The 17,670-nt window shown below is 72.5% G+C and carries 15 protein-coding genes; 3 read left to right on the top strand and 12 right to left on the bottom strand.

Annotation, left to right across the window (positions count from 1 at the left end; all coding sequences use genetic code 11):
* Positions 1-28: 28 nt before the first annotated feature.
* Positions 29-1,465: an endo-1,4-beta-xylanase gene (locus O7615_RS29955; protein WP_278181140.1), complete on the top strand. Its 1,437-nt coding sequence runs from the start codon at positions 29-31 to the stop codon at positions 1,463-1,465.
* A gap of 61 nt (positions 1,466-1,526) precedes the next feature.
* On the opposite strand, the gene manD is transcribed toward O7615_RS29955, so the two are convergent.
* The 4 genes from manD to O7615_RS29935 all read right to left on the bottom strand — a co-directional run bounded on the left by manD (position 1,527) and on the right by O7615_RS29935 (position 7,033).
* A complete protein-coding gene (manD, locus tag O7615_RS29950; RefSeq protein WP_278181139.1) occupies positions 1,527-2,735 on the bottom strand; it encodes a D-mannonate dehydratase ManD in 1,209 nt (402 codons plus the stop codon).
* A 136-nt stretch (positions 2,736-2,871) separates the two neighbouring features.
* A complete protein-coding gene (locus O7615_RS29945; protein ID WP_278181138.1) occupies positions 2,872-4,479 on the bottom strand; it encodes an RICIN domain-containing protein in 1,608 nt (535 codons plus the stop codon).
* A gap of 63 nt (positions 4,480-4,542) precedes the next feature.
* Complete coding sequence (locus O7615_RS29940) at positions 4,543-5,913, bottom strand: PHB depolymerase family esterase (protein ID WP_278181137.1); 1,371 nt, start codon at positions 5,911-5,913, stop codon at positions 4,543-4,545.
* A 172-nt stretch (positions 5,914-6,085) separates the two neighbouring features.
* Entirely contained in the window at positions 6,086-7,033 is a 948-nt protein-coding gene (locus O7615_RS29935; RefSeq protein ID WP_278181136.1) for a superoxide dismutase, read from the bottom strand.
* A gap of 184 nt (positions 7,034-7,217) precedes the next feature.
* On the opposite strand from O7615_RS29935, the gene O7615_RS29930 reads away from it, so the two are divergent.
* Positions 7,218-8,852 (top strand): glycosyltransferase 87 family protein, encoded by a 1,635-nt coding sequence (locus tag O7615_RS29930; protein WP_278181134.1) that lies wholly within the window; start codon positions 7,218-7,220, stop codon positions 8,850-8,852.
* A 54-nt stretch (positions 8,853-8,906) separates the two neighbouring features.
* Here the strand turns inward: O7615_RS29930 and O7615_RS29925 are convergent, their stop codons facing one another.
* The gene (locus O7615_RS29925; protein ID WP_278181133.1) at positions 8,907-10,013 is read right to left on the bottom strand and encodes an L-dopachrome tautomerase-related protein; all 1,107 of its coding nucleotides are present in this window, start codon (positions 10,011-10,013) and stop codon (positions 8,907-8,909) included.
* 214 nt (positions 10,014-10,227) lie between these two features.
* On the opposite strand from O7615_RS29925, the gene O7615_RS29920 reads away from it, so the two are divergent.
* The gene (locus O7615_RS29920; RefSeq protein ID WP_278181132.1) at positions 10,228-10,800 is read left to right on the top strand and encodes an STAS domain-containing protein; all 573 of its coding nucleotides are present in this window, start codon (positions 10,228-10,230) and stop codon (positions 10,798-10,800) included.
* A gap of 327 nt (positions 10,801-11,127) precedes the next feature.
* On the opposite strand, the gene O7615_RS29915 is transcribed toward O7615_RS29920, so the two are convergent.
* From O7615_RS29915 to O7615_RS29885, 7 genes are all read right to left on the bottom strand, one after another.
* Entirely contained in the window at positions 11,128-11,427 is a 300-nt protein-coding gene (locus tag O7615_RS29915; RefSeq protein WP_278182286.1) for a BON domain-containing protein, read from the bottom strand.
* Between the two features lie 254 nt (positions 11,428-11,681).
* On the bottom strand, positions 11,682-12,887 hold the full coding sequence (locus O7615_RS29910; RefSeq protein ID WP_278181131.1) for a HAMP domain-containing sensor histidine kinase: 1,206 nt from the start codon (positions 12,885-12,887) through the stop codon (positions 11,682-11,684).
* Positions 12,884-13,579, bottom strand: coding sequence for a response regulator transcription factor (locus O7615_RS29905; RefSeq protein ID WP_278181130.1), 696 nt, complete (start codon positions 13,577-13,579; stop codon positions 12,884-12,886). Before O7615_RS29905 ends, O7615_RS29910 begins: the two co-directional genes overlap by 4 nt.
* Before the next feature lie 7 nt (positions 13,580-13,586).
* Positions 13,587-14,486, bottom strand: coding sequence for a trypsin-like peptidase domain-containing protein (locus O7615_RS29900; protein WP_278181129.1), 900 nt, complete (start codon positions 14,484-14,486; stop codon positions 13,587-13,589).
* Positions 14,487-14,512: 26 nt separating this feature from the next.
* Positions 14,513-15,463: a VWA domain-containing protein gene (locus O7615_RS29895; RefSeq protein WP_278181128.1), complete on the bottom strand. Its 951-nt coding sequence runs from the start codon at positions 15,461-15,463 to the stop codon at positions 14,513-14,515.
* A complete protein-coding gene (locus tag O7615_RS29890) occupies positions 15,460-16,443 on the bottom strand; it encodes a DUF58 domain-containing protein (RefSeq protein WP_278181127.1) in 984 nt (327 codons plus the stop codon). The genes O7615_RS29895 and O7615_RS29890 overlap by 4 nt, the downstream gene beginning before the upstream one ends.
* Positions 16,440-17,474 carry an AAA family ATPase gene (locus O7615_RS29885; protein ID WP_278182285.1) on the bottom strand — a complete coding sequence of 345 codons (1,035 nt, stop codon included), beginning with the start codon at positions 17,472-17,474 and terminating at the stop codon, positions 16,440-16,442. Before O7615_RS29885 ends, O7615_RS29890 begins: the two co-directional genes overlap by 4 nt.
* Between the last annotated feature and the right edge of the window lie 196 nt (positions 17,475-17,670).

Raw genomic sequence — 17,670 nt, 5'->3', positions numbered from 1 at the left:
AGCACGGCTTCGTCGAAAGGCTCATGCCATGAACAACGCCTCTGCCCGCGCCAGCGGGCGCCCGGCGACCCGACTGCGACCGCGTAACGCGCTGGTCTCGGCTGCGGTCGGTCTAGCCCTCGTCGCCACCAGCGTGGTGGTGGTGTCCTCCACCGCCAGCGCGGCGACCACCCTGGGCGCATCCGCCGCCGAGCGGGGCCGGTACTTCGGCGCCGCGGTGGCGGCGAACAAGCTCTCCGACTCGACCTACGTCGGCATCCTCAACCGCGAGTTCAACTCGGTCACCCCCGAGAACGAGATGAAGCTCGACGCGACCGAGCCGCAGCAGGGCGTCTTCAACTTCACCAACGCGGACCGGATCGTCAACCACGCCATCGCCCAGGGCCAGACCGTACGCGGCCACACCCTGGCCTGGCACTCCCAGCAACCCGGCTGGATGCAGAACCTCTCCGGCACCGCGCTGCGCAGCGCGATGCTCAACCATGTCACCCAGGTCGCCACCTACTACCGTGGCAAGATCCACTCCTGGGACGTGGTGAACGAGGCGTTCGCCGACGGCAGCAGCGGCGCCCGGCGCGACTCGAACCTCCAGCGCACCGGCAACGACTGGATCGAGGCGGCCTTCCGTGCCGCGCGGGCCGCCGACCCGGGCGCGAAGCTCTGCTACAACGACTACAACACCGACGACTGGAGCCACGCCAAGACGCAGGCCGTCTACGATCTGGTCCGCGACTTCCGCAGCCGGGGCGTGCCGATCGACTGCGTCGGCCTGCAGTCGCACTTCAACCCCAACTCGCCGTACCCCAGCAACTACCGCACCACGCTCTCCAGCTTCGCCGCACTCGGGGTGGACGTGCAGATCACCGAGCTGGACATCGAGGGCTCGGGCACCGCGCAGGCCGAGACCTACCGCCGGGTGGTCACCGACTGTCTCGCCGTCTCCCGCTGCACCGGCATCACGGTCTGGGGCATCCGGGACAGCGACTCCTGGCGCTCCGGCGGCACCCCGCTGCTCTTCGACGCCAGCGGTAACAAGAAGCCCGCGTACAACGCGACGCTCGAGGCCCTCAACGGCGGCACCACCCCGCCGCCGACCACGCCGCCGCCGACCACCCCGCCGCCCACCACTCCGCCGCCGACCACTCCGCCGCCCACCACCCCGCCGCCCGGCGGCGCGGGCTGCACCGCGTCGGTGTCGCTGAACTCCTGGAACGGCGGATTCGTCGCCACCGTACGCGTCACCGCCGGCTCGTCGAGAATCAACGGCTGGGCGGTGAGCATCGGGCTGCCGAGCGGCAGCGCGGTGACCAACAGCTGGAACACCCAGGCCAGCGGCACCAGCGGCAACGTGACGTTCCGCAACGTCAGCTACAACGGCGCGGTCGCCGCCGGCACCAGCACGGAGTTCGGCTTCCAGGGCACCGGCGCCGGACCTTCCGGCACCCCCACCTGCACCGCCAGCTGATCCACCGGCACCTCTCCGATGCCCGGCGCGGGATGCTGTCCCGCGTCGGGCACCGGCGTGCTCACCAGTTGTGCAGCGTGCCGTCCTCCAGCCGGTTCACCGGCAGTGCCGCCGGCCGGTACGGGTGCTGCGCGGCCAGCTCCTCGTCGATGTCGACCCCGAGCCCCGGCTCCTCGGACGGGTGCAGGTAGCCGTCGGCGAAGCGGTACGAGTGGGGAAAGACCGCGTCGGTGGCCTCGGTGTGCGGCATGTACTCCTGCAGGCCGAAGTTGGGGATGCTCACGTCGAGATGCAGGGCCGCGGCCAGGCACACCGGTGACAGGTCGGTGGCGCCGTGCGAACCGCTGCGCACGTGGTAGAGATGGGCCAGGTCGAAGATGCGGCGCAGGTGGGTGATGCCCCCCGCGTGCACGACGGTGGCCCGCACGTAGTCGATGAGCTGCTCGGTGATGAGCTGCTGGCAGTCCCAGATCGTGTTGAACACCTCGCCGACGGCAATCGGCGTCGTGGTGTGCTGGCGGATCAGCCGGAAGCCCTCCTGCAACTCCGCCGGTACCGGGTCCTCCAACCAGGTCAGCGCGTACGGCTCCACGGCCTTGCCCAGGCGGGCCGCCTCGATCGGGGTGAGCCGGTGGTGCACGTCGTGCAGCAGTTTCAGCTCCGGCCCGAACTCGCTGCGGACCCGGGCGAAGACCGACGGCACGTGGGTGAGGTACCGCTCGCTGCTCCAGACGGTCTCGGTGGGGATGGCCGCGTCCGCCGGTTCGTAGTGGTGCCGGTTCCGCCCGACCCCGTAGGTGGCGGCCAGGCCGGGCACTCCGGTCTGCACCCGGATCGCGCGGTAGCCGAGATCGAGGTAGCGGGCCACCTCGGCGAGCAGCGCGTCCACGGTGGGCGCGTTGGCGTGGCCGTACACGGTCACCCCCTCGCGGCTGCGGCCGCCCAGCAACTGGTACACGGGCAGCCCGGCCACCTTGCCCTTGATGTCCCACAGCGCGGTGTCCACCGCCGCGATGGCGCTCATCGTGACCGGGCCGCGCCGCCAGTACGCGCCCCGGTAGAGGTACTGCCAGGTGTCCTCGATCCGGTCCGCCTCCCGCCCGATCAGCAGCGGTACGACGTGGTCGGTCAGGTAGCTGGCGACCGCCAGTTCCCGGCCGTTGAGGGTGGCGTCGCCGATCCCGGTCACCCCGTCGTCGGTCACGATCTTCAACGTGACGAAGTTCCGTCCGGGACAGGTGACGATGACCCGGGCATCGGCGATCTTCATCGCTGCTCCTCGCGTGGCCGGCCAGATCGACGCGAGCCAGTCTGGGATCGCTCTCATGATCTGTCAACCAGGGTCGTCCGGCACGGGCGGGCCCGTGCCGGACGACCGGTGTGGCGCTTCTTTCCGTTGGGCCGGGTCAGCAGCGGCTGATGGTCGAGTTGCTCAGGGTGACGTTGCTGATGGTCAGGTTGGTCGCGCAGGGGTTCTCCACGATCCGGCTGTTGGCCAGCGTGAAGTTGCGCAGCGTGATGTCCCGGTTGCCGGGGAAGTCGGCGCGCGCGGCCAGCCGCACCTCGCCGCCGCCGCTGATCGTGCCGCCGCCCGCCGCGATGTCCACTCCGGAGCAGTTCTCGATGAGGATCGCGTTGTTGCCGGTGTTGGCGATGTCGACCCGGTTGACCGCCACCCCGCCGGATTCCGAGACGCAGAAGATGCCCCGGCCACCACCACGCGCCCGCACGGTGTCCACCCGGATGTTGGTCGGGTAGCCGGCGCCGATCCGCCCGGCCCGGTTGGCGGTCCGGAACGCCGCGTAGCCGGTGCCGGTGCCGGCGTTCTCCGCGTCGACCGTGGTCACCGTGGCGTTGATGGTCTCGTTGAGCAGCAGCCCCGACTCACCGACGTTGCGGGCGGTCACGGTGCCGACGGTCAGCCCGTCCACGCCGTACGTCTCCACGGCGTGCGAACTCGCGCCGGATACGTAGACGTTGTCGATGCGGACGTTGCGGGTCCACTGGCTGGTGTCGCCCCGGTTGTCGATGCGTACGCCCAGCCCGCTGGAGAGCCGCATGTCGATCTGGCCGAGGATCACGTTGGTGACGTTGCGCAGGAAGATGCCGTAGAGCGGGGTGCCGGTGACGGTGAGGTTCTGCACCTCGATCTGGGTGGTGCCCCGGGAGTAGATCGGGGCCTGGTCGCCGGAGCCGGAACCGGTCACGTTGATGGTGCCGCAGACGTCGATCGTCGTGTAGCTGGGCAGCGAGATCCGGGAGCCGGCGCTGATCGAGCCGGAGCCGCGTACCACGACCCGCTGCTTGCTGGTCCGGCCGGCGCTGAGGCTGTTCACCGCCGCCTGCACGGCGGCGCGCATGTCGGCGCCGGTGTAGACCGTGCTACCGCCGTTGCGGGCGGTCCACGTGCCGCCGCTGAGCACCGCCTCGGCCTGGAACGCGCCGCTGCCGCAGCCACTGCCGCCACCGGTGTTGAGGGTGACCAGTTGCCACTGCTGGTTGGCGCCGTCGAGGTCCTGGTACTGGGAGATCATGCCGCCGTCGGCGGTGGACCAGGCCCAGACGTCGAGGGCCTTGTTCGAGTGCCGGTTGAGGAACCTGACGTACCCGCCGGCGGAGTCGGCGAGCCGGAAGTGCTGACGGGTGTTGCCGCTGGCGGCGCTGTTCTGCACGAGTTGGACGCCGTCGTTGGCGTTGGGCAGTTCGAGGACCTTGCCGCTGTGCGCGGAGCGGATCTGGTAGTAGCCGCCGCCGACGTCGACGAAGCGCCACTGTTGCACGGCGGTGTCGTTGCGGGCGTGCTGGTTGACCGGGGCGTTGTCGGCGGTGGACCAGTTCCACACGTCCATCGCCTTACCGCTGTGCCGGTTCACGAAGACGTACGTGGCGCCGGGATCGACCGTCGCGGCCTGGGCGCTCGGCGAGGCCATGGCCACGCCGGCGCCGAGCAGCGCGAGCGTGGCGACGGCGACCAGCCAGCGCCGAGGCGCTCGGGTTGTTGTCCTGAGCAGCATGCGGATTCCTCCGTACGGGTTGGTGGTGGTGGAGGTGGTGGCGCGCAGCGGGCGGGACGGCGCTCAGCTGACCGCGCAGGGGGTGTCGTTGAGGGTGAACGAGGCCGGTGCTGCGGTGTTGCCGCTGTGGTTGGCCTGGAAGCCGATGGTGACCGAGCCGTTGGGGGCGATGGCGGCGTTGTAGGAGACGTTCCGGGCGGTCACGGCTCCGGAGGTCGGCGAGTAGGTGGCGTTCCAGCCGCTGGTGATGTTCTGCCCGCCGGGCAGGGTGAACGCCAGGTTCCAGCCGTTGACGGCCGTGGCACCGGTGTTGGTGATGGTCACCGAGGCGGTCAGCCCGCTGTTCCAGGCGTTGACCACGTACCCGATCCGGCAGCCGGTCCCCGGTGGCAGCGTCGGGGACGGCGGGGGCGTGGTGGGCGTAACCGTCGGCGTCGGTGTGGCCGTCGGCGGCGGGCTGCTCGGCGGCGGGCTGCTGGGTGGCGGGCTGCTGGGTGGCGGGCTGCTCGGTGGTGTGCTGTCGAGGCCGAAGAAGCGCACCGCCTGGGCGGCGTCCACCGGCAGGTTGTGCGGCACCCCCTGCATGCTGACCGCCTCGACCGGCGCGGTGTCGCCGGCGCCGCCGTAGCGGGTGCGGGTGTAGCCGGCCTGCGGGGTGTCGGTGAAGGTGGGGGTCTGGCTCAACCCGTGCACGTTGGTCCACTGCTTGACCTGCTCGCCGAAGTTCGGGTAGCGCAGGATCTCGTCGTTGCTGCCGTGCCAGATCTGCATTCGCGGGCGCGCGCCGGTGTAGCCGGGGTACGCGTTGCGCACCAGGTCACCCCACTGCTGCGGGGTGCGGATCAGCTGTCCGTTGGCGCACTCGCTGTTCCACTCCGAGCCGCCGGTGGTGGCGAAGCAGCCGAACGGCACGCCCGCGAAGGCGGCACCGGCGGCCACCACGTCGGGGTAGAGCCCGAGCAGGACGTTGGTCATCATCGCGCCGGACGAGACGCCGGTGGCGAAGATCCGGGCCGGGTCGACGGGGTAGCGCTGCCGGACGTGGTCGACCATCGACATGATGCCGACCGGGTCGCTGCCGCCGCCCCGGCGCAGCGCCTGCGGGGAGTAGACGTCGAAGCACTGGCTGCTGCGGGTCACCGACGGGTAGATCACGAGGTAGCCGTACCGGTCGGCCAGGGCGGCGAACTGGGTGCCGGAGTGGAACGCCGGCCCGCTGCCGCCGCAGTAGTGGATCGCGACCAGGAGTCCCGGTCGGGGTGCGACCCGGTCCGGCACGTAGAGGTACATGCGCAGGTTGCTCGGGTTGGTGCCGAAGCTGGTCACCTCGGTCAGCGTCGCCGCCGACGCCGGTGCCGGGACCGACAGCGCGGCCAGCGCTGCCAGGGCGATGGCCGCCAGGACGGCACACCATGCTCTGATCGCCTTCTTCATCGGGACTGGCTCCTTCGGACGAACGTGGACAGGGCGGCGTTCCGATCGAGGGCTGCCCGGTGCCCGATCTCGTCCGACTCAGGAACATCGATGATTATCAGTGTTGACGGGTGGGTGTGGCAAGCTGCCGGCGGGCCCGCGCCGGTGGCGGACCCGCCGGCAGCGCCGGTCACTACGGGCGTACGGCGACGACCGTGTACGGCGTGGTCTCCGTCGGTTCGGTGGTGAACCGGGCGTTGGGCAGGTAGAGCCGGCCGAGGGCGGCGGCCACCGTGGTCGGCACGTCGAAGTGCGGATCGGTGATCAGCCCGGTCAACCGCCCCGCGGTACCAGCCCGGTTCAGCTCGACCACCGCGATCTGGTTGAGCCGGTTCTGCACCACGTAGAGGGTGCGCCCGACCAGCAGCAGCCCGTCGCCGTTGGTGAAGGTGTGACCGGGCACCGCAACCCTGGTGGCCGCCCCGGTCACCGGGTCGACCCGGAACAGAGACCCGGTGACGGACTGCACCACGATCAACCCCGTCCGGTCCGGCGTACGGACGATGCCGTTGAGATTGATCTCGGTGCCGACCTGCGCGAAGTCCCCGGTCAACGGGATCGTGGTGAACCCGCCGGCCGGCGGCAGCGCCCCGTTGCGGCCCAGCGGCAGCCGGTAGAGCACCGGCTGGTGGGAGTCGGTGAAGTACGCCGCCCGCTCGGTGAGAATGACGTCGTTGACGAACGTCGGCGCGGTGGCGAACTGATAGCTCGCCAGGACCGCTCCGGTGCGGCTGTCCAGCACCCGGGCATTGCCGCCGGTCCCACCGGCGACGAAGAGCCGGCCCCGGTGGTCGACCTCGATACCCAACGAGGGCGTTCCGGTGGGCGGGCTGAGCTGCCGGCCGCCGCCGTGGATCAGGTCCGCCCGGTAGATCGCCCCGGTGGCGCGCGAGCCGAGGTAGGCGTACCGGCCGGCGGTGGCGATGCCCTCGGGCTGGAAGCCGTCGGGCAGGGCGATGACACTCGGCGTGCCTCCACCGGCCCGGCCGGTGGCGGCCCCTGCCGCGGGCGGGGTGGCGACGGTCGCGGTCAGGGTGACGGCGACGGCGATGGTGAGCACGGTTCTGGTGGTCCGGTTCACGGTGCTCCTTCGGTCGAGAGGGCCCGGTGGTTGCCGGGTCCGACCGCGTGGTCGCGCCGCCGGATCCCGGCGTGCACCGGGGGTCGGTCCCTGCCAATCTACGACGCGGGCCCGCCGCGCGCCCGGTACGTGCGCGGGGCGGCCGGGGACAACGGGATCGGCGGTGGCTTCCTATCCTCGGTCCATGCGGGATCGTCGGCTCGTGCTGCTGTGGGCGGGCTTCGCGCTGGCCTCGTTGGTCTCCGTCGCCCTCGTGCTCCGGCGCGAGGACCGCCTCTCCGACCTGCACATCTACTATGGAGCCTTGGCCGACCTGCGCGCCGGGCGCCCGCTCTACGAGTACGCGGCGGACAATGGCGGGCCGTTCACCTACCCGCCGTTCGCGGCCCTCGTGCTCTGGCCGATCACCGCCGTACCGCTCGGCGTGGCCGAGGCGCTCTGGCTGGCGGCGACCTGCGCGGCCGTGGTCGCCATCGCCGTACCGGTCGGTCGTACGCTGGCCGCCGCGCGGCTACCGGGGCACGTGTCGACGGTGCCGTCCGGCCGGGTCGGGACGCCCATCATGGTCGCGACGGTGGCCGCGGTGCTCATGGTCTCCGCGCCGGTGCAGAGCAACCTGCGGTTCGGTCAGGTGAGCATCTTCATCGTGCTCATGGCGTTGCTCGACGGCATGGGCCCGCCGTCGCGGGTGCGCGGGCTGCTGGTCGGGGTGGCCGCCGCGATCAAGCTCACCCCGCTGCTGTTCGTGGCGTACTTCCTGGTCAGCGGCCGGTACCGCGACGCGGCCCGCGCGAGCGCCGCCTTCGTCGCCTGCGGGGCGCTCGCGCTGGTGCTCCTGCCCGCGGAGAGCCTGACCTACTGGGCGGGCACGGTGGCGCAGACCTCCCGGATCGGCAACCTGGCATCGCTGGGCAACCAGTCCGTACACGGGATGCTGCTGCGGCTCGGCATGGACGAGCGGTCCCTGCCCCTGGTCTGGGCCGCCCTGGTGACCGTCATCTGCGGGCTGGCGCTGCTGCGGGCCCGGGGACTGGTCGGGCAGGGGCGGCCCGGGCACGCCGCGGTGCTGGTCGGCTGCGCCACCGTGGCCGCGTCCCCGGTCTCCTGGACGCACCACCAGGTGTGGACCGTGCTGGCGGCGATGCTGCTGGTCGGTGCCGCCGGCGTGACCCGGCGAGTGGCCGGCGCCGCGCTGCTGGCCAGCATGGTGCTGTCGCTGGGCGTGGTGCTGGCTCCCGTCTCGACCCGACCCGGGGTGCAGTTCCTGTTCGAGAACGCCCGCGTGCTCGGCGCGGGGGCGCTCTGTGTGGCGGGCTTCGGTGCCGTTGCCGTCGCCGCCGGTCGCGCCCACCGTCGGGCCAGCACCCGGCGGGCGTGGCTGCGGGTGGGCGTCGCGTCCCTCGGCGTACTGGCGTTCTTCGCCGTGCAGCCGTTGCCCGCCGGCGCGGACCCCACCTTCAAGGCGTACCGCCGGGCGGACGTGGCCAACCCGCGCTACTTCTTCGTGTGTCGAGGGCAGGCGGAGTGCATCCGCTACGGCACCGAGGACCCGGTCACCTTCGGTTCCCGCAGCGAGCAGACCAAGGTACGGGTCAACGGTGTGGTCTCCGATCAGGTGGCGCGCCTGGACTACCACTCCGCTCCCGGCGGCCCACCCCGGAGCATCCCGCTGCTGGCCGCGTACCCGGGGGTGCGGACGTTCTCGTTCCGCTCGGCCACCGTGGTCCACGGGCGGCTGGTCGCCTACTCGGCCGACGGGCGCGCCCTGGCCACCTACGACGACGAACTGGCCGCCGCCGTCCGCGCCGGGCGGCTCTGACACAAACGCGGGGGCCCGGTCGGGTGGTGTCCACCCGACCGGGGGCGCCGGTGGTCAGGGCCGCAGCAGCACCGGCCCCGCGTCGATCCGGGTCCGGAACAGGGCGTACGGCTTGCGCCGCAGGTCCCGGCCGCCGTTGAACGACGGCTGCCGGTGCACCTGGTTGGCGATGACGTAGAGGTGCCGGTTGGTGGCCACGCTCATGGTGTCCGGCCAGAGCAGGCGGGCGTCGTGCACGACCGTCTCGTACTCGCCGTCGGGGCGGCGGCGCAGCACCGCGTTGTGTTCGTAGTTGGTGAGGTAGAGCCGGCCGGCGTCGTCGGATTCCAGGCCGTCGGCGCCGCCACCCTTGTCTCCCTCGTCGATGACGGTCGCGGCGACCTCCTCGTCGCCCAGCGCCGGATCGGCCAGGGCATCGGTGGCGACGCTGTACCAGCGGCGGGTGGCGAGGGCGCAGTAGTACAGCCGGGCACCGTCGGCGGAGATCGCGATGCCGTCGGCACCGACGCCCACCGGTTGCGGCGGCCCGTCCGGGGGGCGGACCCGGAACGGACGCCCCTCGACCACCGGGTTGAAGTCCGCCAACGGCTCAGCCTTGGTGGACGGGTGGTCGTTGAGCCGCCGCCACGAGGCACCGCTGGCCAGGTCGACCACGATGATCGCGTTCGGGGCGCCGTCGGCCGAGTCGGTGACGTACGCCAGCCCCGCCTCCCCGCGTCGCAGGTCGAACCGCACGTCGTTGAGGTACGTCGTGGGCAGGACCACGTCGGGCGGGAAGGTGATCACCTGGGCGCCGGTGTCGGTCTTCAGGTCGATCCGGACCAGCTTCGGCCCGCCGGGCGAGGTCGGCTGGAACACCGGGCTACCCGTGTCGAGCACCCAGAGCCGGTCGGCGGGATCGACCACGACGCTCTGCACCGACACGAACGCCGACGGGTCGTCGTTGCCGGACGGTGTGTTCCACTCCAGGTCGGGAAAGGGGACCTCGCGCCCGCGGCGCAGCTCCACCACGGTCGCGGGCACCTCGTCGCCCCAGCGGGGGAAGTTGACGAAGATCCGCCCGCGGTGCGAGACGGTGACTCCGGTGGGCATCGGGCCCCGGAACCGGTGCACCACTTCCAGTGTGCCGACCGGTTCGTCGGTGGGTAGTCCAGTTCGCATCCTTCGACCTCCCGTCGTGCACGGTCGTCAGCTGATCTCTCTACATCTATCCTCTCAAAGCGGGCGGCTGGTGGGTGCATCGTCGTCGCTCATCCGACCCGCCAGCAGGGAGAAGCCGATTCGTCACCCAACCGTCACGTGTCCGCGTGGTGCCCGCCACCTGGCGCCGGCAGGGTGGTGGCCCGACCCCATCTGACCTGGGAAGGAGCACGCCATGGCCGTCATCCTGGACGATCACGTGGTCACCCTGACCTGCGACACCTGCGGTGACACCGTCGCCGGGCCGCGGGTGCCCTCCGACACGGAGGTGGTGTGGCCGCTGGTGTCCGAGCACGGCTGGAGCGGCTCGCCGCTGGCCGACGGCCCGCACCGCTGCGCGCACTGCACCCGGCTCGGCCCGGCCGGCGTACCGGGTGGCATCCTCGGCATCGAGCACCTCGGGGACGTGACCGTGGTGACCGTTGCCGGCGACGTCGACCTCGACACCGGCGACACCCTGCGGATGGCGTTGCGGCACGCGGCCGAGATGGGCGGGCACGTCCTGGTGGACCTCGACCGGACGGATCTTCTCGACTCCACCGCCCTCGGGCTGCTCGTGCGCGCCCACCGTGGCGCCGTCGAACGCGGCGCGCTGCTCTGCGTCGCGGCGGCCTCGCCGCTGATCCGCCAGGTCCTTCAGGTCACCCGGCTGGACGAGCTGTTCCCCGTCGCGGTCAGCCGTGCCGACGCCCTCGCCCGCCTCGACGGCCGCCCCGCCGGTGCGGCCCCGCAGGGCTCCCGCGACTGAGACCACGGTGGTCACGCTCGATCCGGATCGAGCGGCCCCAGTGTCGCTGTGAGGCCGCTCGATCCTGGATCGCAACGCCATCGTGCCGCCGCACACGGTAGGCGTGCCAGCCCGCCTGCACGCAGACCACCTGCTTCCCGCCTGCACGCAGACCACCTGCCTGAGGTGCGCCACCACCTCTGCTTGAGGTGCGCCACCACCTCGATCAGGTCCTCCTGCACGGCGCACCATCGAGGCCACCAGGGCCGACGGTGGCGGATCGCAGCAGACCCGGGCGTCCGGCCCGCCCGCAGCGCCGGTGCCGGGCGCTGACGGACGGGCCGGAGTTCAGCGGCGACCGCGCCGGTGACCGACGAGCCGCAGGGCGTTGCAGACGTCCGCCACGCCCTCGACATCCCAGGCCAGGTCGCCGGCCGCGCGGCGGGTCTCGGCGCTGGCGACCAGGCCGGTGAGGATCACGACCCGGTTCTGCACCATCACCGTGATCTGCTGCCGTCGGGTCGTCCAGTCGGCGCTCAGTCGCTGGGCGACCAGGGCCGCGAGACGGACGTCCTCGTCGTGGTCCTGCGGCTCGTCCCAGAGCGCGCGGAACGAATGGTCGTCGGGCATCGGCCAGGGCCACGGCATCACCACAACGGTCTCCTTCGTCGTCGACGCCGGCGACCGACGCGCCGTCCCGATCGACACCACCTTGCGCAACGACCTTGGAGTCGACCGCACAGTTCCATGACAGTTGCATGACAGTCCGCCCACCCCACCCCCTCACCCACCCCTCTCACCCACCCCTCGCTCCGTTGATCATGAAGTTAGCGGGTGTTTTAGAGATCAAACCGCCCGCTAACTTCATGATCAACAGGGTGGGCGGGGTGGGGGTGGGTGGGTTAGAGGGGGGAGGTGGGGGGTGGAGGGGTGTCGGTGGTGCGGGTGGTGGTGGGGAGCCAGAGGACGAAGGTGCTGCCGGCTCCCGGTCGGGAGAAGACCGCCACGTGGCCGCCGTGTGACTCGACGATCTGCCGGACGATGGCCAGCCCCAGCCCGGTCCGCCGGTCGCCGGAGCCGCCCCGGCCGGCCTCGCCGCGCCAGAACCGGTCGAAGACCCGCGCCTGGTCGGCCGGGGCGATGCCGGGCCCCTCGTCGGCGACGGCCAGCCACAGCCAGTCACCCACCCGGCCGGTCGCCACGTTGACCGCGCCACCCAGCGGGGAGAGGCGTACGGCGTTGGACAGCAGGTTGCCGGCGGCCCGGCGCAGCGTGTCGGGGTCGCCGATGAGCACGAGGTCCGGGCCGAGCGCGTACCGCATGCGCAGCCCACGCCCGGCGGCCAGCGGGGCGAAGTCCTCGCCGGCCTCGCGGGCCACGGCGCTGAGGTCCACGTCGGTGTCGGCCATCGAGTCGGCGTCCCGGCGCGCGGTGGCCAGCAGATCCTCGACCAGGCGGGACATCCGGGTGGTGGCCCGGTCGATCGTCGCCACCGCGGCGGTACGCTCCTGTTCGGTGGCCTCCGGGGAGGTCAGCGAGGCGTCCAGGTTGGCCCGGATGATCGCCAACGGGCTGCGCAGCTCGTGCGAGGCGTCGTCGATGAGCTGCCGCTGGGCGTGGAAGGCGTGATCCAGCCGGTCCAGCATGGAGTCGATGGTGTCGCCGAGGTCGCGCAACTCGTCGCGGGGGCCGGTCAGCCGGATCCGGCGGGACAGGTCGGTGGCCTGGATCTCCCGCGCGGTGCGGGCGATCGCGCCCGCCGGTCGCAGCGCCCGGCCGGAGAGCACCCAGCCGATGCCGAGGCTGGCCACGAAGAGTCCGCCGAGGGCGATCAGTGAGTAGTCCCGTACGGTCTGTAGCAGCCGCAGGTTCACCTCGTCCTCGATCTGTTGCACCTCGGCCACCTCGAGCGTGGTGCCGGTCGGCACCGTACGGCCGTCGCTCTTGAGCTTGACCAGGTGCGCCTCGTACCGCTGGGTGATCGGCTTCGGATCGACCGCCCGGTCCACCGCCACGTACGCCACCACCAGGCCGGCGCCGGCCAGCGCGAACAGCAGCGTCGAGTAGAGCACCGTCAGCCGGAACCGGATCGACCGAAAAATGCTCACGTCTGCACCTCCCGTAACCGGTAGCCGCGCCCGACGACCGTCTCGATGGCCGCGTCCCCGTCGTCACCGGTGATCTTGCGGCGCAGCGTGCCCACGGTGACCCGGACGGTCTCGGTGAACGGGTCGGCGTTGGCGTCCCAGACGTGTTCCAGCAGCTCCTCCGCCGGCACCACCCGCCCGGGGCGGGTCATCAGGTATTCCAGCACCCCGAACTCCTTGCGCGTCAGGTGCAGCTGCCGGCTGCCCCGGCGGGCCTCGTGCCGGGCCACGTCCAGGGTCAGCGCACCCACGGTGAGTACCGCGCCGGTGCCGCCGGTGTCCCGGCGCAGCAGCGCCCGTACCCGCGCCAGCAGCTCGGCCAGCGCGAACGGTTTCACGAGGTAGTCGTCCGCGCCCTCGTCGAGGCCGCGGACCCGGTCGCCCAGCGCGCCACGGGCGGTGAGCATCAGCACCCGCAGGTCCTGCCCGCCGGCCACCTGGACCTCGCCCGAGCGGATCGCCCGGCACACCGCGAACCCGTCGACGTCGGGCAGGTTGACGTCGAGCAGCATCAGGTCGTACGCGTTGACCAGCAGCAGCTCGTACGCCTGCGCCGCGTCGACGGCGAGGTCCACGGCGTAACCGGCGCGCACCAGCCCGACCCGCAACGCGCCGGCCAGATCCTCTTCGTCCTCCACCACGAGCAGCCGCATGTACCAGTTATCCCCTCGCGATCAGCCCCTGCGCCACCTGTGCCGCGCGGTCGACGGGAACGGCGAAGCCGATCCCGATGTTTCCGCTGCCCTCCAGCGTGGCGATGGCGGTGTTCACCCCGACCACCTCACCCCGGCCGTTGACCAACGGGCCACCCGAGTTGCCGGGATTGATGGACGCGTCGGTCTGCACCGCCGGCTGCCGGGCACCGCCGCCGAGGCGTACCGGTCGGTCCAGGGCGCTGACGATCCCGGCGGTCACCGTGCCGGAGAGCCCGAGCGGGGAACCGACGGCGAGCACCGGCTCGCCGACCCGGGTCTGCCCGGCCGGCGCCAGCGGCAGCGGGCGCAGCCCGCTACCCGGATCGACACGCAGCACAGCGATGTCCGTACCCGGGTCGCGTCCGACCAACCGTGCGGTGAGCCGCCGGCCGTCCCGCCCGACGACGTGAATCGTGCCGCCCCGGGCCACGACGTGGTCGTTGGTGACCACGTGTCCACGGTCGTCGATCAGGAACCCGGACCCGGAGGCGCCCCGCCCACCGCCCGACACCTGCACCGACACCACCCCGGCCAGCACCCGGTCGGCGGCCGCGACCAGGTCACCGCCCGTACCCGCAGCCGCCCCGGCCGGTCCCGCCTCCGGCGACGCGCCGGAGGCGGCGGCCAGGTGACCGGCGACGCCGCCGGCACCGGCCGAGAGCGCCACCACGGTCAGCCCGGCCAGCAGCATCCGGGGCCAACGTGGCGGATCCCCGGGCCGACCCGGCGCGCCGTCCGGCCCGGCCGGCGCGACATGCGGTACGGCCGCACCGGCGGCCACGGCCGGATGGCCGTCGGGCGACAGGGCGGGTGAGAGGAACTGCGGCCCGCGCGGCTGACCCAGACCCGGAAACGTGCTCGACATGCGATGTCCCTCCTCAGGGGAAGCCGTCAGGGCAGTCGGGAGAACCAGAACATCGAGGCGGCGGCGGCCAGCAGGGCGAGCACCAGGCCGGCGCCGATGAACCGCGCCGACACGTCCTGCCGCTCGGTCCGGTAGCCGACCGACGAGCCGATGTCGGAGTACGCCTCGCGCAGCTCGGCACCGCTGCCGGCCTCGTAGTAGCCGCCGCCCGCCTGCTCGGCCACGGCGCGCAGGGTCTCCCCGTCGACCGGGACACGCTGGCCGCCGCCGATGCGGCCGTCGAGCGTGCCGAAGGAGATGGTGTCGACCGGTACGCCCGCCTCCACCGCGTCGGCGGCGGCCCGCGCGGGATCGCGTCCGGAGGTGTTGGCCCCGTCGGAGAGCACCACCACCCGGGCCGGTGGCGGCTCCTCGACGGCCTGGGCGTCCAGGGTGCGGATCGATTCCAGGGCGGCGTGGATCGCCTCGCCGATCGCCGTACCCTGAAGGCCGGTGACGCCCTCGTCGAGCCGGTCGATGCCGGCGGCGACCGCCGCCCGGTCGCCGCTTGGGGGGACCATCACCGACGCGCTGCCGGCGAACGCGACCAGCCCGACGTTGAACTCCTCCGGCAGGTCGGCCACGAACTCGTGGGCCGCCTCCCGGGCCGCGATCAGCCGGTCCGGCGGCACGTCGTCGGCGAGCATGGACCGGGAGACGTCGACGGCCACGATCACGGTGGCCCGCTCCCGGGGCACCTGAACCTCGTCGGTCGGGCGGGCGAAGCCCACCACCAGCAGCGCCAGCATGGCGATGAACAGCCCGGCCGGCACGTGCCGGCGCCACGCGGGGCGGGCCGGCGCCACCTTGTCCAGCAGGCGCAGGTTGGTGAACCGGACGGCGTACCGGCTGTGCCGCCGCTGCGTCAGCAGGTAGCCGACGATCAGCGCGGCCACCCCGGCCAGCAGCCACAACCGTTCGGGCGACTGCCAGGTCACGCGGCACCTCCGTTCGTGGGTCGGGTCGCCCGGGCCAGCCGGCGCTGGGCGTGCACGTGCCGGACGATGTCGGCGATCCAGTCCCGGTCGGTGCTCAGCGGCAGGTGCGCCGCACCGGCCCGGCGCAGCGCCCGCGCCACGGCCAGCCGCTGCGCGGCGGCCGCCGCCGCATAGCGGTCGCGCAACCGGCGACTGCCGGTGGACACCTCGCGCCGCCGCCCGCTCTCCGGGTCGACCAGGGTGATCAGGCCGACGTCGGGCAGTTCCAGCTCGCGCGGATCGCGGACCTCGACGGCGAGCACCTGGTGCCGCGCGGCCAACCGCCGCAACGGCCGTTCCCAGTCCGGGGGCGCGCCCTCGGCGCCGGCCACGCCCTCGTCGGGCAGGCCGTCGAGGAAGTCCGACACCACCACCGCGAGGCCGCGCCGGCCGGCCGAGCGGCGCAGCCCGTCGATCGCCTCGGCCAGCGGCACCGGATCGGTGGCCGGCCGGCCACGGGGCACCTCCAGCAGCGTGCGCAGCAGGCTGAGCAGGTGGTACCGGCCGGTACGGGCGGGAAACCGGCGCACCCCGGCGTCGCCCAGCACGTGCGCGCCGAGCCGGTTGCCGGAGCCGGCGGCCAGGAAACCCACCGCGGCGACCGCCGCCACCGCCAGCTCCCGCTTCTCCAGCTCGGCGGTGCCGAAGTCCATGCTCGGCGTCGCGTCCACCAGCGTCCAGGTGGTCAGCTCCCGGTCGGCGTCGACGGTACGCACGTGCGGCACGGTCGTGCGGGCCGTCACCGACCAGTCCATCCGCCGTACCTCGTCCTCGCCGGCGCGGTACTCCCGGCTGCCGGCGGGTTCGCTGCCGGGCCCCGGCAGCAGCCCCAGGTGCTGCCCGTGCAGCAGCCCGTCGAGGCGGCGGGTGATGGTCAGCTCCAGCCGGCGCAGCCGGCGCTGCGGTGCCAGCTGCCCGAGGCTGGTCGAGTTCTCGTTCATGCCGCCGTTCCCAGCCCCGGCCCCTGGTCCTCCTGTGAGGGGGCGATCTTCGGTGGCGGCACCGCCTCGACGACCCGCCGCACCAGCTCGCCCGGGTCGACGTCGTCGGCGACCGCGTCGAAGGAGAGCACCAGCCGGTGGGCCAGCACGTCCTCGGCGATCTCCCGCACGTCGGCCGGGAGCACGTAGTCGCGGCCACGCAGCAGGGCCAGCGCCCGAGCCGCGGCGACCAGGCCGAGCGTGGCGCGGGGACTGGCACCGTACGCCAGCTGCGCCGCCACGTCCGGCAGCTCGAACCGGCGCGGATCCCGGGTGGCCAGCACCAGCCGTACGACGTACTCGGCCAGGGCGTGGTGCACGAAGACCTCCCGGGCGCGGGCCTGCAACGCCACCAGCCGGGCCGGGTCGAGCACCGGTCGGGCGGCCGGTGTGCTGCTGCCCATCCGGTAGAGGATGCCCAGTTCCTCGTCGTCGGTGGGATAGTCGACGACGATCTTCATCAGGAACCGGTCCCGCTGGGCCTCGGGCAGCTGGTAGACCCCCTCGGACTCGATCGGGTTCTGGGTCGCCAGCACCAGGAACGGCGTCGGCACCGGGTACGTGCGCCCGCCGAGCGAGACGTGGCCCTCGGCCATCACCTCCAGCAGCGCCGACTGCACCTTGGCCGGGGCCCGGTTGATCTCGTCAGCGAGGACCAGGTTGGCCATCACCGGCCCGAGTTCGACGTCGAAGGTCTCCTTGGAGGCCCGGTAGATCCGGGTGCCGAGGATGTCCGAGGGCACCAGGTCGGGGGTGAACTGGATCCGGGAGAAGCTGCCGCCCACCGCCGTGGCCAGGGTCTCCGCCGCGAGGGTCTTGGCGACGCCGGGCACCCCTTCCAGCAGGCAGTGCCCCCGGGCGAGCAGCGCGGTCAGTAGCCGCTCCACCAGCCGGTCCTGGCCGACGATGACCCGCTTGACCTCGAACAGGGTCCGTTCCAGCAGTCGTGCCGTATCGGCGGTGTGTTCGCCGATGACGTCGAACTCGCGTATGTCGGTCGTCGTCACGCGCTGCTCCTCGGTCGCGTTCCACTTCGGAGCGGGTACCCGGACACGGGGGAGCCCGAGTACCCGCAGGTGACCCATTGGGCCAGAGCGGACCGAAAGACAACCGAACGGCGTACGCCGCGGCCGGGCCCGGCCAGCCGCTCGGACGACGGTGGTGACTGCGGCTCATCTGGCCGCGAAG

The sequence above is a fragment of the Micromonospora sp. WMMD1082 genome (genome assembly GCF_029626175.1).
In the GTDB taxonomy this organism is placed as follows: Bacteria; Actinomycetota; Actinomycetes; order Mycobacteriales; family Micromonosporaceae; genus Micromonospora.
This window is presented reverse-complemented; position numbering and strand designations above follow the sequence as displayed.

What these genes read in the sequence shown, in the direction of transcription:
- O7615_RS29955 (WP_278181140.1), top strand. Translation starts at nt 29, where the DNA reads ATGAACAACGCCTCTGCCCGCGCCAGCGGGCGCCCGGCGACCCGACTG.
- O7615_RS29940 (WP_278181137.1), bottom strand. Translation starts at nt 5,913, where the DNA reads ATGAAGAAGGCGATCAGAGCATGGTGTGCCGTCCTGGCGGCCATCGCC.
- O7615_RS29945 (WP_278181138.1), bottom strand. Translation starts at nt 4,479, where the DNA reads ATGCTGCTCAGGACAACAACCCGAGCGCCTCGGCGCTGGCTGGTCGCC.
- O7615_RS29925 (WP_278181133.1), bottom strand. Translation starts at nt 10,013, where the DNA reads ATGCGAACTGGACTACCCACCGACGAACCGGTCGGCACACTGGAAGTG.
- O7615_RS29920 (WP_278181132.1), top strand. Translation starts at nt 10,228, where the DNA reads ATGGCCGTCATCCTGGACGATCACGTGGTCACCCTGACCTGCGACACC.
- manD (WP_278181139.1), bottom strand. Translation starts at nt 2,735, where the DNA reads ATGAAGATCGCCGATGCCCGGGTCATCGTCACCTGTCCCGGACGGAAC.
- O7615_RS29905 (WP_278181130.1), bottom strand. Translation starts at nt 13,579, where the DNA reads ATGCGGCTGCTCGTGGTGGAGGACGAAGAGGATCTGGCCGGCGCGTTG.
- O7615_RS29915 (WP_278182286.1), bottom strand. Translation starts at nt 11,427, where the DNA reads ATGCCGTGGCCCTGGCCGATGCCCGACGACCATTCGTTCCGCGCGCTC.
- O7615_RS29930 (WP_278181134.1), top strand. Translation starts at nt 7,218, where the DNA reads ATGCGGGATCGTCGGCTCGTGCTGCTGTGGGCGGGCTTCGCGCTGGCC.
- O7615_RS29890 (WP_278181127.1), bottom strand. Translation starts at nt 16,443, where the DNA reads ATGAACGAGAACTCGACCAGCCTCGGGCAGCTGGCACCGCAGCGCCGG.
- O7615_RS29900 (WP_278181129.1), bottom strand. Translation starts at nt 14,486, where the DNA reads ATGTCGAGCACGTTTCCGGGTCTGGGTCAGCCGCGCGGGCCGCAGTTC.